Below are 15,194 nucleotides of genomic sequence, written 5' to 3'. Positions count from 1 at the left end.
AGAAATAATAAATTATAGACTCATACTATGGATTTCCTAAACAACTGGCGTATAATTATTTTACTTTGTCTAACTCTAGGTTTAGCTCCTTTTATGCCCGAACCACATCTTTGGGGAAAGCTAAAATGGATAGCGGGAGGAGCGAATGGGATGCAGGCTGCAGATTGGTTTGATGTATTGTTTCACGGTTTTCCATTTATACTACTCTTTAGACTTCTGATTGTTAAGGGATTCAAGACTAAAAAAGAATAAACCAATTATTCACTATTTTAATTAACTTCTACTAAGCAAAATGGCGTTGTAAAACCACCCTAAATTTGCTACTTTTGCAATTCCTAAAATTTATTGTAATGCAGACAGATCCTAAGACAAATACAGAAATTTCTTTTGAAGATTTTAAAGAAACAGTTATAAACGATTATAAAATTGCTGTAACTAGCCGTGAGTGTAGTTTACTAGGCCGACGAGAAGTGCTTACTGGTAAAGCTAAATTCGGAATCTTTGGAGATGGTAAAGAAGTCCCTCAACTTGCTTGGGCAAAAGCATTTCAAAATGGAGATTGGCGTAGTGGATACTACCGCGATCAAACCTTTATGATGGCTATAGGCGAATTAACTATTCAGCAGTTTTTTGCTGGGCTTTACGCACATACCGATATCACTGTAGATCCAATGAGTGGTGGAAGGCAAATGGGTGGACACTTTGCTACGCATAGTTTAAATGAAGATGGAAGTTGGAAAAATCTAACAGAACAAAAGAATAGTAGTGCAGATATTTCACCTACCGCTGGGCAAATGCCTCGTCTATTAGGTTTAGCACAAGCTTCAAAGATTTTCAGAAATGTTGAAGGCTTAGAAGACAAAACAAAATTTTCTATAAATGGAAATGAAGTAGCTTGGGGAACTATTGGAAATGCAAGTACTAGTGAAGGTCTTTTTTGGGAAACCATAAATGCTGCTGGTGTTTTACAAGTACCAATGGTAATGAGTGTTTGGGATGACGAATACGGAATTTCTGTTCACGCAAAATATCAAACTACAAAAGAAAATATATCTGAAATACTAAAAGGTTTTCAGCGTACCGAAACTGAAAAGGGTTATGAAATTATTCGTGTAAATGGTTGGGACTATCCAGAGCTTATAGAGGTTTACAACCGTGCATCTAAAATAGCTCGTGAAGAACACGTACCTGTATTAATTCACGTACAAGAACTAACACAACCTCAAGGTCACAGTACTAGTGGATCGCATGAGCGTTACAAAAGTAAAGAGCGCCTAGAGTGGGAAGCGAAAAACGATTGTAATTTAAAAATGCGCGAATGGATGATCGCCAATGATATTGCAACAGATGAAGAGCTTTCTGAGATTGAAAAAGATATTAAAAAACAAGTACGCGACGGCAAGAAAGCAGCTTGGGATGCCTTTATAAATCCACAAAAAAGAGAACAAGAAGAAGCTGTTTTATTATTAGGAAACCTAGCGGAAAACAGTGCAAATAAAAACTTCATCGAGAAGATTAAAAACGAATTAGAGGCTGATAAAAGTCCATTGCGTAAAGACATACTAGGCGCAGCTCGTAAAGCATTGCGTTACGTTTTAAAAGAAGATTCTCCTGAAAAGAAACAATTACAAGATTGGATTGCGAATTACTTCGAAATAATTCAACCAAAATACAGTGCCCACCTTTACTCTGAAGCTGAAGAAAATGCTAAAACAGTAAAAGAAGTGCCTGCTACATATTCTGATGATGCGGAAGAAGTTGACGGTCGTGTAATTTTACGTGACAACTTTGACGCTATTTTTAGTAAACACCCAGAAGTTTTAATTTTCGGTGAAGATGCTGGTGAAATTGGAGATGTAAATCAAGGTTTAGAAGGAATGCAAGAAAAGTACGGCAAGCTTAGGGTTGCCGATGCAGGAATTCGCGAAGCTACAATCTTAGGTCAAGGTATCGGAATGTCACTCCGTGGCCTACGTCCTATTGCTGAAATTCAGTATTTAGATTACATTTTATATTGTCTTCAAATTATGAGTGACGATCTAGTTACTACGCGTTACAGAACAAATGGTAAGCAAAAGTCACCACTTATTGTTAGAACTCGAGGCCATAGATTAGAAGGTATCTGGCACAGTGGCTCTCAAATGGCTGGTTTAATTCACTTACTACGCGGAATGTATATCTTAGTACCAAGAGATATGACCAAGGCTGCAGGTTTCTACAACACACTTCTAGAAACAGACGAACCAGCATTGGTTATTGAATGTTTAAATGGTTACCGTTTAAAGGAAAAAATGCCTAACAACCTTGGCGAACTTAAAACTCCAATAGGAGTTGTAGAAACTATTAAGGAAGGTACAGACATAACTTTAGTGTCTTATGGAAGTACATTACGTATAGTTGAAGAAGCTGCTAAAGAATTACTTCAAGCAGGAATTAATGCTGAAATCATCGATGTACAGTCATTGCTTCCGCTAGATATTAATCACGACATAGTTAAGAGTGTTGCAAAAACTAACAGGCTTTTAGTTATCGATGAAGACGTTCCAGGTGGTGCTTCAGCATACATCTTAAATCAAGTTATTGAAGAACAAGGAGGTTATAGGTATATGGATAGCAAGCCGCAAACTCTTTCAGCAAAAGACCACCGTCCTCCTTATGGAACCGATGGAGATTACTTTTCTAAACCCTCAGTAGAAGATGTTTATGAAAAAGTTTATAGCATTATGCACGAAGCAAATCCAACTGAGTTTCCAAAATTGAGATAATTTATAACTAAAGGGAAATCCCCCTAAATTTTAATTTAAATCAGTTGAAATATTGTTTTTAGCAGAATTTATCATACATTAGCAATATAATTATTAAAAAACAAGTTTATGTCACTAGTTAGCTTAAATAACAACAATAATAATAACGAGCTTCCGTAACAAAAACTTGTCGCGATATATAGCCCGTCAGGTTTTTACCTGACGGGCTTTTTTTTTGCCTCCACTCCACCCCACTCGGAAGTCAAAAAAAATTAAAGCAAAACTAAATTGATATCCAAACGGAATCGAGGAAACCAAACATTACGAAACTCAACTATTAACCAAATATTCAAATTATGTGTGGAATTGTATGTGCATTCAAACTAAAAGAGCCCTCTGAGGCACTTAGACCTCAAATACTATCAATGGCAAAGACTATTCGTCATCGTGGACCGGATTGGAGCGGTGTATTTACCAATGATAAAGCTATAATGGCTCACGAGCGACTTGCTATTGTAGACCCTATATCAGGGAAACAACCGCTTTATAGCAGGGATGGAAACCTTGTTTTGGCAGCAAATGGCGAAATCTATAATCATACCGAATTGAGAAAACAATTAAACGGTTATGACTTTCAAACTAAAAGTGATTGTGAAGTTATTTTACCTTTATACAAAGAAAAAGGCCCAGATTTTCTTGACGAAATGAACGGTATTTTCGGCTTTGCACTTTATGATATTGAAAATGATAATTATTTTATTGCCCGCGATCACATGGGCGTCATTCCACTGTATATGGGATGGGATCAAAACGGAACCTTTTATGTTGCTTCAGAGTTAAAAGCCCTAGAAGGTACGTGTACCAAAATTGAACTCTTCCCTCCTGGTCATTATTTAGATAGCCGTGAAGGTGAAATTAAGAGATGGTACAAGAGAGATTGGATGGAGTTTGAAACAGTTAAAGAAAATGAAACTAGTATTGAAGATCTTAGAAATGCATTAGATGCTGCAGTAAAGAGACAGCTAATGAGTGATGTGCCTTATGGTGTTTTACTTTCTGGTGGCTTAGACTCTTCCATTACCTCTGCTCTAGCCAAAAAATATGCAGATAAACGCATAGAATCTGGCGATACCGAAGGGGCTTGGTATCCAAGATTACATTCATTTGCAGTTGGTCTAGTGGGGTCCCCAGACTTGGCTGCTGCAAAATTGGTTGCGAATCATCTAGGAACTGTACATCACGAAATCAATTTTACAATTCAAGAAGGGCTTGATGCTATCAGCGATGTGATATACCACGTGGAAACCTACGATATAACTACCATCCGTGCCTCTACACCTATGTTTTTATTAGCGCGTGCTATCAAGGCAATGGGAATAAAAATGGTGCTTTCTGGCGAAGGAGCTGACGAGATTTTTGGTGGATACCTATACTTTCACAAAGCCCCTTCCGCAAAGGATTTTCATGAAGAAAATGTGCGTAAATTAGACAAACTACATATGTACGACTGTTTACGTGCAAACAAATCATTAGCTTCATGGGGAATCGAAGGTCGAGTGCCATTCTTAGACAAAGAATTTATGGATGTGGCTATGCGACTAAACCCTAAAGATAAAATGATAATTGCTGGTAAAAGAGGTTCTCACGAAAAGCAAGCAATGGAAAAATGGGTGTTACGCGAGGCTTTTGGCGATATGTTACCCGAAGCTGTTGCTTGGCGACAAAAAGAACAATTTAGCGACGGTGTAGGTTACAGTTGGATTGACTCTTTAAAGGAAATGGTAAACAATAAAGTAACAGATGAACAAATGGCAAATGCTCATTATCGTTTCCCTATACAAACTCCTACTAGCAAGGAAGAGTTTTACTACCGCACTATTTTTGAAAGTCATTATCCTAGTGATGCTGCAGCCTTAACCGTGCCTAGCGTGCCTAGTGTAGCTTGTAGTAGTCAAGTAGCCCTGGATTGGGACGAAAGTTTTAAAAATATGAACGACCCAAGCGGACGGGCGGTTGCAAACGTTCATGACGATGCGTATTAGAGCAAATAATTAGTATTGATTCAAAAAGCATCTAAGAGTTTTTTTGGGTGCTTTTTTTCATGAATGTGAATAAATAGCTGAACAACTCCTTTTCCTTTATATTGTTGAAAATTTAAAATATATCCTATATTTGATTGTTAACCTAAAAATTTCCCAGTATAAAATATATGAGAATTGCTTTATAAGAAATTATAGGTCAAGCTAAAAATCGAACTTTTAATAATTAAATTTTAGAATATTCATAATATGGCAAATTACAAAGCAAATTCGAACAACTCATTGTCTTTTATTTTAACTTCAGCCAATATAAAAATCGGAGAATTACTGTATAACAAATGGTATGATTCAAATGCAGAAATTATAATCTCTAATGGTGATAAGTTTCAACTTAAACCAAAAGGAATTTGGAATTCTAAAGTTGAATTAAAAGACGACAAAAAGACTATATTAGATTTTAAACTTAGTTGGAATGGAATTTTAATAAAAACTTATTTTAATGAATTAGAAGAAAAGTTTTTACTTCGAATTAAAGGAGTTTCAAGCAATAAATTCATATTAACCGACACGAACAAAAGAGAACTATTAGTAGCCGAAATGGATACTAAATTAAATAACCTTAATTACAATTATAATATTAATACTACAGAAGAGTTTGAAAATTTCGCAAATAAAGATATTCTTGTATTAGCATTATTACATTGTATCAATTACTACATATATATTACAACAATTGTTTCAGTAAAATAAACTCTTAACAAATATCATATCATTTAGGCTTTGTAAAACCTACTACTTCAAACCATTTACAGTGACAATTAAAATAGGAAATAAAAAATCCGCTTTCCATTAAATAGAAAGCGGGTTTTATTTAAACGTTTAAGTTGTTACACTTCTCTTCTAACCACTTGGGTAATAGGTTTAATCTTTATAATTCCTAAGGCGTGTAAAACCTGCATTATTTTATAAGTAATATCAACCTCGTGCCAGCGAACGCCTCCAAAATTTGCGCGACTTGCGTGTTTGTGGTGATTGTTGTGGTACCCCTCACCCATCATTAAAAAATCAAAAGGCAAAAGATTTTTGGAGGTGTCCTTAGATTTAAAGTTAACATATCCGTAGATATGTGCGTACCAATTAATGATTACTCCGTGAATAGGTGCCATAAACAGCGCTACCGGGAAAAATAGCCATTGCCACCAAGCTGTTGCGAAGTAAAAGAAAAATGCAAAATACAATATACTCCAGATAATTCTAGAGAAATAAGAACTTGCAAAACTGTCAAAGCGTTCCCATTGTGGAACATTCTTAGTGAATTTTTCGTCAACCTCAATGCGTTTCTCATTTATATCGGCGTATATGTTTTTAGTGCGCCACATCATTGAAAAAACGCTGGCATCGTATTTTGGCGAATGAGGATCGTTCTCAGTATCGGCATAGGCGTGATGCATTCTGTGCATAACACCATAACCATAAGCACTTAAATAATTTGATCCTTGAAAAAACCAGGTTAACACAAAAGTTATTCTTTCGGTTAGTTTAGACATTGTAAAGGATTGGTGAGCGGCATAGCGGTGTAAGAAGAAGGTTTGGAAAAATAGTCCTCCGTACCAAAGTACCACTATAAATATCAATATTGTCATTAGCTATTTTTTTTACAAACATACTTGCAATAGCCAAGCCAAACAATGAACCTAAATCAATTAATACGTTTCCGAATACGACTTAAGGCTTGTGGCGTCACTCCAATGTAAGAACTGATATATTTAAGCGGGATATCTTTGATAAAATCTTGGCGGTTTTTAAATAGCTTTAAATACCGCTCTTCAGCAGTTTCATTTAAAAGAGATTGCTCGCGTTTCGATTTTAACAGAAATAGACGTTCAGCAGTTAATCTTCCAATTAAATTTCCAAATTGAGTATTTGCATAAACATCCTGTAAATCGGAGTACGAAATACTATACATATGTGTATCAGATAAAGCCTCCAGCTCATAAAGTGAAGGTTTTCTAGTTAAAAATGAATCGTAGGCGCTTACAAATTGGTTTTTAAAACTAAAACTAAAGGTTACCTCCTTTTCTACAAATTCCTTTGGCAGGTAAAATCGTACAACCCCAGATTTAATAAAAGAAATGTAGTTTTCAATCTCTCCTAGTTTTAAAAAAACGGATTTCTTTCTAAAATTTCGCTCTATTAATCTCGAGGAAAAGTAATGCCAATCCTCATCAGATATTTTTGATATACCTTCAATATGATTTCGGACAAATTCCATTTATTCTTAATCGATACTTTTGAAATCCGTTTATATAACTGTACTATAAATTAAATGCTAACTGCTTCAGAAAAATTATTCTATGGCAACCACTTTTTATCAAAGTTAGGTTTGCGTTTTTCAAGGAAGGCATCACGACCTTCTTTTGCTTCGTCAGTCATATAAGCAAGACGTGTAGCTTCACCAGCAAACACTTGTTGCCCAACCATTCCATCATCGGTTAGGTTCATTGCAAATTTCAACATTTTAATAGATGTAGGGCTTTTTGCAAGTATTTCTTGCGCCCATTCGTAAGCTGTATCTTCCAGTTCGGCGTGAGGGATAACAGCATTTACCATTCCCATTTCCAAAGCTTCTTGTGCGCTGTAATTTCTTCCTAAGAAAAAGATTTCACGGGCTTTTTTCTGTCCTACCATCTTAGCTAAATACGCACTTCCGTAACCACCATCAAAACTTGTTACATCGGCATCAGTTTGTTTAAAAATAGCGTGTTCTTTACTTGCTAACGTTAAATCGCAAACCACGTGTAAACTATGTCCGCCACCAACAGCCCAACCTGGTACAACACAAATAACAGCTTTTGGCATAAAACGAATTAATCGCTGTACGTCAAGAATATTTAAACGGTGATATCCATCTTCACCTACATAACCTTGATGGCCACGTGCTTTTTGATCGCCCCCACTACAAAAACTATAAACCCCATCTTTAGAGGATGGACCTTCAGCGGAAAGTAAAACTACCCCAATTGATGTATCTTCCTGCGCATCGTGAAAAGCGTCAAGTAGTTCGGCTGTAGTTTTAGGACGAAATGCATTTCTTACATCTGGTCTGTTAAATGCTATCCTGGCAACACCATTAGATTTTTTATAGGTTATATCGGTATATTCTTTTGCTGTTTTCCAATTGGGAGTATTCATAATTATTATTTTTGTTTTCAAAGATAGCAGATATTGTTTAGTATCATTTTCTATCTTCTTTGAAATTAAACATAAAATCTCTGCGCGCTCTACGCCTCTGCGGTGTCAAATTTACCGTAAAGACATAGAGTTCACAAAGAAAAGATGTCTCAAAATACTCAAATAAATAATACTCAAATAAATAAAACAATGCGCAGCCTTCTACTCCTCTTGGTAATTCTATTTACATTAAATCTATCCGCCCAAGAAAGATACAAATTTACAACTGTTACCGACCTTGAAACTACACCTGTATTAAGTCAAGGAATTACAGGAACTTGTTGGAGTTTTAGCAGTATTTCATTTTTAGAAAGTGAAATAATTCGCCTAACTGGGAAACATATCGATTTAAGCGAAATGTATCAGGTACATAATACCTATCCCCTAAAGGCTGAAAACTACATCATGAGACAAGGAAAAGCACAGTTTGGGGAAGGTGGACTTGCTCACGACGTAATGAATGCTGTGGAAAAATACGGATTAGTACCTCAATTAGCTTTTAACGGAATGCCCGACGGGGAAAGCAAACACAATCATGCCGAGATGTCAGCTGTATTGGAAGCCATGCTAAAAACCTACGTAGAAAACCCAGGAAGAGAATTAAGTAGTAAGTGGCGTGCAGCTATAGATGCTGTTTTGGATATATATATCGGTAAGAATGTAAACAGTTTTACCTTCGAAGGGAAACAATATACACCACAATCTTTCTTAGAAATGACTAAGATTCAGCCAAAAGATTATTTAAGTTTAACTAGTTTCACTCACGCTCCGTTTTATTCAAACTTTATTTTAAATGTTCCTGACAACTGGAGTAATGGCAGTTTTTACAACTTACCATTAGATGAAATGATAGCAACCTTAGACAATGCATTGGAAAACGGATATACTGTAGAATTAGATTGTGATGTAAGCGAGCGTAGCTTTTCATCTAAAGAAGGAATTGCAGTTGTTCCTGAAGATGATGAAAATAAACTTAAAGCACTAAGCTTTATATTTCCTGAAAAAACGATAACTCAGGAGTACCGCCAACAGGAGTTTGAAAATTACAATACTACTGATGATCATTTAATGCATATCACAGGAATCCTTCACGATCAAAATGGCACAAAATATTATAAAGTTAAAAACAGTTGGGGGAACGATGAAAGCCGTGTTGCTAATGGAGGCTATGTGTATTTTAGTGAAGCTTATATGCGCTTAAAGACTATAAGCATTACCATACATAAAGATGCACTTCCTAAGAAAGTAGCTAAAAAAATAAGTCTGTAATTATTAATGTTCGATTAACCTCTAAAACCGCTGCGCTGAAAGATAAATGACTTGTTTTAAGATATACCAAAAATCAATAGGTTACTAATTGTATATCCGTTATTAAAAACTCACCTAAATTTTGATAAATTTTAATTTGATAAAATTCGGTTATAAAAAGAATAATTATTCTGTCTTTTAATCCTTGGAAGCGTTCAGTCACACATCTCAAGTCTAACATCTCAAATCTATTTATTCTTGGCTTAAAATTTGATATCTTTGTTTCGATGAAAAAATTATTGTTTCTTATATTATTATTCCCATTATTGGCTTCGGCTCAATTGGATTACGAGACCAATAAATATAAGTTAGATTTTGTTAAGCTTCCAGAAATTGAAAGTTTAACTACCACTTCCTTGTTATTTGAAGGAGATTTTCGATCTAAAGGTTTAAAAAGACTCCCATCTTTTAAGTTGAATAAACAAAATTATCGCGAACCGGTAAGTATGATTGATGCGATGATTACAAACCAAAGTTACGTAGAATCGGATCTTAAAATATCTTTAGACCCTAGAGAATACGGAGTTTACGGCGGAAATAGCAGTTATAGTGCAGATGGATCTACCAAAGTTAAAAACGAGGCATATTATGAAGCAAGCCGTGGATTTTTAAACGCAAACACTTGCCCTCCACACGGAATATGCGCACGTTGTGCACCTTTTAGACTAGGGCGTAGATATTACTAAGTTATTTACAACCCTATCTAGAAATTTGAATTGAATAGGATTTATTTCAACTCAATACCATCATCTTTAATGATGATTTGTTTGTCTTTATAAAGCGTTCCTATTGCTTTCTTAAAGCTTTTCTTACTCATACCCAACATATTTTTAATAGTGTCTGGATCTGATTTGTCGTGAAGTGGAAGAAATCCTCCTGCGGCCTCTAATTCTTCTCTAATAAAATTAGCGTTAGGCTCTATGCTTTTATAACCCGGTTGTTGAAGAACTAAATCAATTTTATTGTCAGGACGTATTTTCTTTACGAATGCTTTTAGCTTATCACCTGTACGGATATCTTCAAAAATGTCTTCTATATAAATCAATCCTTTATGAACACCATTAACAATAGCATTTGCTCCTTTTTCAGTTAAATGTGTTACTAAAATATCAACTTCTTGATAGGCTTCAACCGTTAGGTTTTCATTTTGAAGAAAATGGTTTGTTTTACTTGAACCAACTAAGCGGTTGGTTTTTTCGTCTATATATAAATAAACGATATACCAATTTCCTTTTTTCATTGGGCGTGCTTGTTCCTTAAAAGGCACAAACAACTGTTTTTCTAATCCCCAATCCATAAACGCACCATATTCGGTAACATCGCTACAATGTAAATATCCGAATGTATTTAATTGTAAAAATGGGTCTAAAGTGGTTGCTATAGGACGTTCTTCATTATCAAGGTATATAAAAACCGTGAGATCATCTCCTATTTCATATTCTTCTGGTTTGTATTTGTGAGGCAAGAGAACTACGTTTTCTTCGTCATCACCTAAATATAGACCCGGTTCGGTTTCCCTTAGGATCTCTAATGTATTGTATTCACCCAATTTTATCATAACTGCAAAGGTAGTGTTTTAAAGAAAATTAAAAATATAATAAACTATGGAAAACTTAACAAATTCTAATGTAATAAATTGGCCTTAGGCAATGAATTTAAAGTAATCCAAAAGCACTTTATCGTTGATAGTCGAAGGCGTAAATATTTCTAACAAAGAAGGCCCTTCATCTGCTTGGAAGAATGTAGTAATTCCTTTACTTAATTCTTCTTTTTCAGCTATAGATTGATACTTAAAACCATACATTTCTGAAAGATGTCTGGCTGTTAGATTGTGTTTGGTTTCAAAATAAGTATTAAATACTTTAGTATCTTTTTCACCAGGAAGAATTCTAAAAATACCTCCACCTCCATTATTGATTACAATAATTTTAAAATTCTTCGGTATATAATTATTCCACAATGCATTGCTATCGTAGAAAAAGCTCAGATCTCCAGTAATAAATATTGTTGGCAAGTTTGAAGCGTACCCTGCTCCTATTGCTGTACTTGTACTACCATCAATTCCACTAGTTCCTCGATTACAAAAAACTTCTGAGGATGCTGGTAAATTAAATAATTGGGCATATCTAATTGTAGCACTATTACTTAGTTGTAACTGAATATTTTGTGGAAGTTGTTTAAATATTTCAGAAAACACCATAAAATCTGAATACGGAATTTGGGTTTCATATATATTATGACGTTGTAATCTATAAGATTTTAACGATAACCATTGTTCCCGATAGTCACTATCTACAGCATTTGTTTTCGGAAGAAATTCAGTAAGAAATTTATTTATTGGCGTTTTAAAATGATGCGTTAAAGCAAAGAAAGTATCATAAGCTTTTTTTGAATCTACGTGCCAATGTTCTTCTGGAGTATAATTTCTCAAAAACGCTTTAATTCGTTTAGAAACCACCATTCCTCCAAAACTCAATAATACTTCCGGTTGGAGATTTTTAAAATCCTCTTCTGTCAATGGTGTTATAAGCTGATCTATAGCAGAAATAAAATTTTCATTATGAAGATTTGAAGTTGTTTCGGTTAGAACTAAAACACTTTTATCTTTTGCTAAATGTTCGATAAAGCGTTGCTCTACACTGTTTGGTGGTAGAACCCCAACCAAAATCATTTTGCGACTACTACTATTCCACTTAGTTTGAAAAGGTGCTAAATCTTCTGATAAATCGAAACTATCCAACCTAGCTTTTACATTTTGTGGTGAAACTAATAGCTTGTCAACGGTTTGGTATAAAGGTTCGGAAAAAGGAATATTAATATGAACAGGTCCCGATAACTCAATTGCTGTGTTTAAGGCAACGTTTATTTCGGTTTCATTTTTTTGTTGAAATTCATCACCCTCAGTACAGTTAGCACTGTAAAGAATATGGTTATGAAAAACATTTTCCTGACGAATGGTTTGTCCATCGCCTATATCTATTCGGTCTGCAGGCCTGTCTGCTGAAATAGCTATAAGCGGAATATCGCTATAAAACGCTTCCGTAATTGCTGGGTAATAATTTATTAGTGCTGAGCCGGAGGTGCAAACAACAGCTACTGGTTTTTTTAATTGTTGCGCCATTCCCAATGCAAAAAATGCAGCAGCACGTTCATCAACTATACTAAAGCACTTAAATTCCGGATGTTCTCCAAAACCTATGGTTAATGGTGCATTACGCGACCCAGGAGAAATTACGATATGATTAATTCCTTTATCCAAACATAATTGAATAAGGGTTTGTGCGAGGATTTTATTTGTAAATTTCATGGAGTGTAAAGGTACAAAGACACTGTAGATTTTAAAGCATTGGCTGCAACACTTGTAACATTGTTTGCATTTTGTTTTGAGTTTCCTGCCATTCTTCTATTGGATTAGACTCTAATGTTATTCCACCACCAACAAATATACGCGCAACGTCATCTTCTATTTTCATACATCGTAAGTTTACCATAAGATTAGCCGAAGTCCCATTGTTGAATACAGGACCAAAAAAACCTGTGTAAAATTCGCGATTGTATCCTTCATTTTCTAAAATGAATTTTTGTGCTATTTCTTTAGGATTGCCACCTACTGCCGGTGTTGGGTGTAGAGCAGACGCTATAGCTGTGAGCGTTGTATTATTATTTAATTTACCCGTTATGTCTGTTCTAAGATGTAATAACGAACCAGCACGATGGGTATATGTTTTAGAAATCTCTAATGAAGAAGTCGCAGGTTTTAATTTATCTAAAATCATATTGGTTACCTGCTGTTGTTCATCTTTTTCTTTAGGTCTCCAAGTTGCGGGCTCATCATTAATATAAGGTTGGGTTCCTGCCAAAGCCATAGTTGTAAACATATTATCATCTAAATTCACAAGTGTTTCTGGCGTAGCACCACACCACAAACCAGTTCTGGGATGAAACCAAATATATCGGAAGGCCGTAGGATAAGCTGAGAATAAACGTTTTAGTAATTTATCAATAGAAAAACTTTGAAGCTTTACGTTTTTTGGGCGCGAGATAACAATTTTAGTTGCTATGTCATTTTTAATTGCTTCTATTGTGCTTTCTAACAGTTTAATATAATTACCTTCCTCATTTTCATCGTTTGAAACTGAAGTAACTTCTGCTATAAAGGGTTCTTTTACAAATTCAGAAACATAAATCTCTGACTCGATTTCAGGTATAAAAAAAGAAGAATTGTGATAGTTGAATGGCGAAAGTACAAATCCAGCTTTATTTAATTCTTTAATTTCGTGTAAGAAATCATTCTTTTGCAGAAGAGCTGATAAGGCTTTACTATTTGGTTTACTGTATACTACAAATGGTAATTTCTTCAAATAATGATTTGAAATTTTCTCAAGTAATAAATTAAAATCCATTATTGGGTTTTTGGTAAACTTATTGTTGTGAGTTTCACAAGAGAAACGAGATCGCCTTCTTCATTGGTTATCTTTATCTGCCATAGCTGAGTTGTACGTCCTTTATGAAGAATACTTGCGTGAGCATACACAAAACCTTCACGTACACTTTTTACGTGGTTGGCTGCAATTTCAATTCCGCGAACAACGATGTTTTCAGCGTTTAAAAAGAAATAGGCTCCTGCACTTCCAACACTCTCTGCTAAAGCGACAGATGCACCGCCGTGTAAAACACCGTCAGGTTGATGAACTCTAGGAGTTACTGGCATTTTTGCAATTAAAAAGTCATCTCCGACTTCCGTAAATTCTATATTCAAGGTTTCCATTAATGTGTTTTCACACATTTTTTTGGACATAGCTAAAATTTGATCTTTAGTGTACTTCATCTTATTAAATTACATTTGTAAAAATACAAAATTGAATACAACAAATGAGCACTGAAAAAGAAGCTTCTTACAAATCGGTCAACACTTATTCAACCTTAAATACTTTAACCGACAACACTAAAAATGTTTGGATAGTTTTTCACGGTTTGGGGTATTTAAGCAAATACTTTATTAGATATTTTTCTGAGTTGAATCCTGAAGAAAATTACATAATAGCACCACAGGCTCCTTCAAAATACTATCAAGACAGAAAATTTAAACACGTTGGCGCTTCTTGGCTTACACGTGAAAATACAATTCTAGAAACTGAAAATGTATTAAATTATATAGATGCTGTTTTTAAAAAAGAAATAACTAGAGAAATACCTAATTTAATTGTTTTAGGATATTCGCAAGGAGTTTCAATTGCTACTCGCTGGGTTGCAAATAGAAAAATAAATTGTGACAAACTAATCCTTCATTCGGGAGGAATTCCAAAAGAATTGAAAGCCTCTGATTTTGAATTTTTAAATCCTTCTACTAGGGTTATTTACTTATATGGTGATAAGGATGAATACATTACAGAAGCGAGAAAAACCGAAGAGCAATTAAAAGGAAGCGAGTTGTTTAATAACAGACTAGAAATTAAAGTTTTCGATGGAATCCATGAAGTTAATCGAAAATTTATAAATGAGATTGCTATATAAACATACAAATCCTTTAAAAGTTAAATTTTCAAAAATTATCATCAATTGGTTTGGGATAGTGTTTAATAAATTATATTTTGGCCCCCGGTTACCTATTGGAAACCCCCACTTTCCAAGTATGTGACCTTAAAGCTTAATAATTGGTTAAAATAAAAAGCTTTAAAATTGAACGGCCCTTACGGGCCGTTCTTTTTATGTGTGTTTGTTCGAAATCTAAACTTAACACCTTCCCACATTTTAATTACAATTATCTAAAATTTTAAGAAGATCAATAACTCTGCTATTTATTTCTTAATTTGTCTTAATAACTAAAATACCCCTCAATTAGTCAAAACAAAAAACCGCAACCTTTTCAGGT

At 34.7% G+C, this 15,194-nt stretch carries 14 protein-coding genes; 7 read left to right on the top strand and 7 right to left on the bottom strand.

Annotated elements, in window-relative coordinates; all coding sequences use genetic code 11:
* Nucleotides 1–27: 27 nt before the first annotated feature.
* The 4 genes from H4O20_RS02025 to H4O20_RS02010 all read left to right on the top strand — a co-directional run bounded on the left by H4O20_RS02025 (nt 28) and on the right by H4O20_RS02010 (nt 5,533).
* Nucleotides 28–252 carry a hypothetical protein gene (locus tag H4O20_RS02025; RefSeq protein ID WP_139854588.1) on the top strand — a complete coding sequence of 75 codons (225 nt, stop codon included), beginning with the start codon at nt 28–30 and terminating at the stop codon, nt 250–252.
* Nucleotides 253–350: 98 nt separating this feature from the next.
* Complete coding sequence (locus tag H4O20_RS02020; RefSeq protein ID WP_185098130.1) at nt 351–2,765, top strand: thiamine pyrophosphate-dependent enzyme; 2,415 nt, start codon at nt 351–353, stop codon at nt 2,763–2,765.
* Between the two features lie 335 nt (nt 2,766–3,100).
* Nucleotides 3,101–4,786 carry an asparagine synthase B gene (gene asnB, locus H4O20_RS02015; RefSeq protein ID WP_185098129.1) on the top strand — a complete coding sequence of 562 codons (1,686 nt, stop codon included), beginning with the start codon at nt 3,101–3,103 and terminating at the stop codon, nt 4,784–4,786.
* 246 nt (nt 4,787–5,032) lie between these two features.
* The gene (locus H4O20_RS02010) at nt 5,033–5,533 is read left to right on the top strand and encodes a hypothetical protein (RefSeq protein WP_139854582.1); all 501 of its coding nucleotides are present in this window, start codon (nt 5,033–5,035) and stop codon (nt 5,531–5,533) included.
* Between the two features lie 137 nt (nt 5,534–5,670).
* Here H4O20_RS02010 and H4O20_RS02005 read toward each other — a convergent pair whose 3' ends face one another.
* From H4O20_RS02005 to H4O20_RS01995, 3 genes are all read right to left on the bottom strand, one after another.
* Nucleotides 5,671–6,426, bottom strand: a complete 756-nt coding sequence (locus H4O20_RS02005; protein ID WP_139854580.1) for an acyl-CoA desaturase — start codon at nt 6,424–6,426, stop codon at nt 5,671–5,673.
* A gap of 56 nt (nt 6,427–6,482) precedes the next feature.
* A complete protein-coding gene (locus H4O20_RS02000; RefSeq protein ID WP_139854579.1) occupies nt 6,483–7,055 on the bottom strand; it encodes a Crp/Fnr family transcriptional regulator in 573 nt (190 codons plus the stop codon).
* A gap of 80 nt (nt 7,056–7,135) precedes the next feature.
* Nucleotides 7,136–7,975: a 1,4-dihydroxy-2-naphthoyl-CoA synthase gene (locus H4O20_RS01995; RefSeq protein WP_185098128.1), complete on the bottom strand. Its 840-nt coding sequence runs from the start codon at nt 7,973–7,975 to the stop codon at nt 7,136–7,138.
* Nucleotides 7,976–8,164: 189 nt separating this feature from the next.
* Between H4O20_RS01995 and H4O20_RS01990 the strand changes: the two genes are divergently transcribed.
* Nucleotides 8,165–9,283: an aminopeptidase C gene (locus tag H4O20_RS01990; RefSeq protein ID WP_185098127.1), complete on the top strand. Its 1,119-nt coding sequence runs from the start codon at nt 8,165–8,167 to the stop codon at nt 9,281–9,283.
* A gap of 266 nt (nt 9,284–9,549) precedes the next feature.
* Nucleotides 9,550–10,008 (top strand): hypothetical protein, encoded by a 459-nt coding sequence (locus H4O20_RS01985; protein WP_165150100.1) that lies wholly within the window; start codon nt 9,550–9,552, stop codon nt 10,006–10,008.
* A gap of 41 nt (nt 10,009–10,049) precedes the next feature.
* Here the strand turns inward: H4O20_RS01985 and H4O20_RS01980 are convergent, their stop codons facing one another.
* The 4 genes from H4O20_RS01980 to H4O20_RS01965 form a co-directional block, all read right to left on the bottom strand.
* Nucleotides 10,050–10,880: a S1 RNA-binding domain-containing protein gene (locus H4O20_RS01980; protein WP_139854573.1), complete on the bottom strand. Its 831-nt coding sequence runs from the start codon at nt 10,878–10,880 to the stop codon at nt 10,050–10,052.
* A gap of 84 nt (nt 10,881–10,964) precedes the next feature.
* Entirely contained in the window at nt 10,965–12,629 is a 1,665-nt protein-coding gene (menD, locus tag H4O20_RS01975) for a 2-succinyl-5-enolpyruvyl-6-hydroxy-3-cyclohexene-1-carboxylic-acid synthase (protein ID WP_185098126.1), read from the bottom strand.
* 31 nt (nt 12,630–12,660) lie between these two features.
* Nucleotides 12,661–13,725: an isochorismate synthase gene (locus H4O20_RS01970; RefSeq protein ID WP_185098125.1), complete on the bottom strand. Its 1,065-nt coding sequence runs from the start codon at nt 13,723–13,725 to the stop codon at nt 12,661–12,663.
* Nucleotides 13,725–14,150, bottom strand: a complete 426-nt coding sequence (locus tag H4O20_RS01965) for a PaaI family thioesterase (RefSeq protein ID WP_185098124.1) — start codon at nt 14,148–14,150, stop codon at nt 13,725–13,727. The genes H4O20_RS01970 and H4O20_RS01965 overlap by 1 nt, the downstream gene beginning before the upstream one ends.
* A 44-nt stretch (nt 14,151–14,194) precedes the next feature.
* Between H4O20_RS01965 and H4O20_RS01960 the strand changes: the two genes are divergently transcribed.
* Nucleotides 14,195–14,836: an alpha/beta hydrolase gene (locus H4O20_RS01960; RefSeq protein ID WP_185098123.1), complete on the top strand. Its 642-nt coding sequence runs from the start codon at nt 14,195–14,197 to the stop codon at nt 14,834–14,836.
* Nucleotides 14,837–15,194: the final 358 nt, after the last annotated feature.

This window comes from Aequorivita sp. 609 (assembly GCF_014212065.1).
Classification (GTDB): domain Bacteria; phylum Bacteroidota; class Bacteroidia; order Flavobacteriales; family Flavobacteriaceae; genus Aequorivita; species Aequorivita sinensis.
This window is presented reverse-complemented; position numbering and strand designations above follow the sequence as displayed.

What these genes read in the sequence shown, in the direction of transcription:
- asnB (WP_185098129.1), top strand. Translation starts at nt 3,101, where the DNA reads ATGTGTGGAATTGTATGTGCATTCAAACTAAAAGAGCCCTCTGAGGCA.
- H4O20_RS02000 (WP_139854579.1), bottom strand. Translation starts at nt 7,055, where the DNA reads ATGGAATTTGTCCGAAATCATATTGAAGGTATATCAAAAATATCTGAT.
- H4O20_RS01980 (WP_139854573.1), bottom strand. Translation starts at nt 10,880, where the DNA reads ATGATAAAATTGGGTGAATACAATACATTAGAGATCCTAAGGGAAACC.
- H4O20_RS01965 (WP_185098124.1), bottom strand. Translation starts at nt 14,150, where the DNA reads ATGAAGTACACTAAAGATCAAATTTTAGCTATGTCCAAAAAAATGTGT.
- H4O20_RS01970 (WP_185098125.1), bottom strand. Translation starts at nt 13,725, where the DNA reads ATGGATTTTAATTTATTACTTGAGAAAATTTCAAATCATTATTTGAAG.
- H4O20_RS02005 (WP_139854580.1), bottom strand. Translation starts at nt 6,426, where the DNA reads ATGACAATATTGATATTTATAGTGGTACTTTGGTACGGAGGACTATTT.
- H4O20_RS01960 (WP_185098123.1), top strand. Translation starts at nt 14,195, where the DNA reads ATGAGCACTGAAAAAGAAGCTTCTTACAAATCGGTCAACACTTATTCA.
- menD (WP_185098126.1), bottom strand. Translation starts at nt 12,629, where the DNA reads ATGAAATTTACAAATAAAATCCTCGCACAAACCCTTATTCAATTATGT.
- H4O20_RS02020 (WP_185098130.1), top strand. Translation starts at nt 351, where the DNA reads ATGCAGACAGATCCTAAGACAAATACAGAAATTTCTTTTGAAGATTTT.
- H4O20_RS01995 (WP_185098128.1), bottom strand. Translation starts at nt 7,975, where the DNA reads ATGAATACTCCCAATTGGAAAACAGCAAAAGAATATACCGATATAACC.
- H4O20_RS01985 (WP_165150100.1), top strand. Translation starts at nt 9,550, where the DNA reads ATGAAAAAATTATTGTTTCTTATATTATTATTCCCATTATTGGCTTCG.
- H4O20_RS02025 (WP_139854588.1), top strand. Translation starts at nt 28, where the DNA reads ATGGATTTCCTAAACAACTGGCGTATAATTATTTTACTTTGTCTAACT.
- H4O20_RS01990 (WP_185098127.1), top strand. Translation starts at nt 8,165, where the DNA reads ATGCGCAGCCTTCTACTCCTCTTGGTAATTCTATTTACATTAAATCTA.
- H4O20_RS02010 (WP_139854582.1), top strand. Translation starts at nt 5,033, where the DNA reads ATGGCAAATTACAAAGCAAATTCGAACAACTCATTGTCTTTTATTTTA.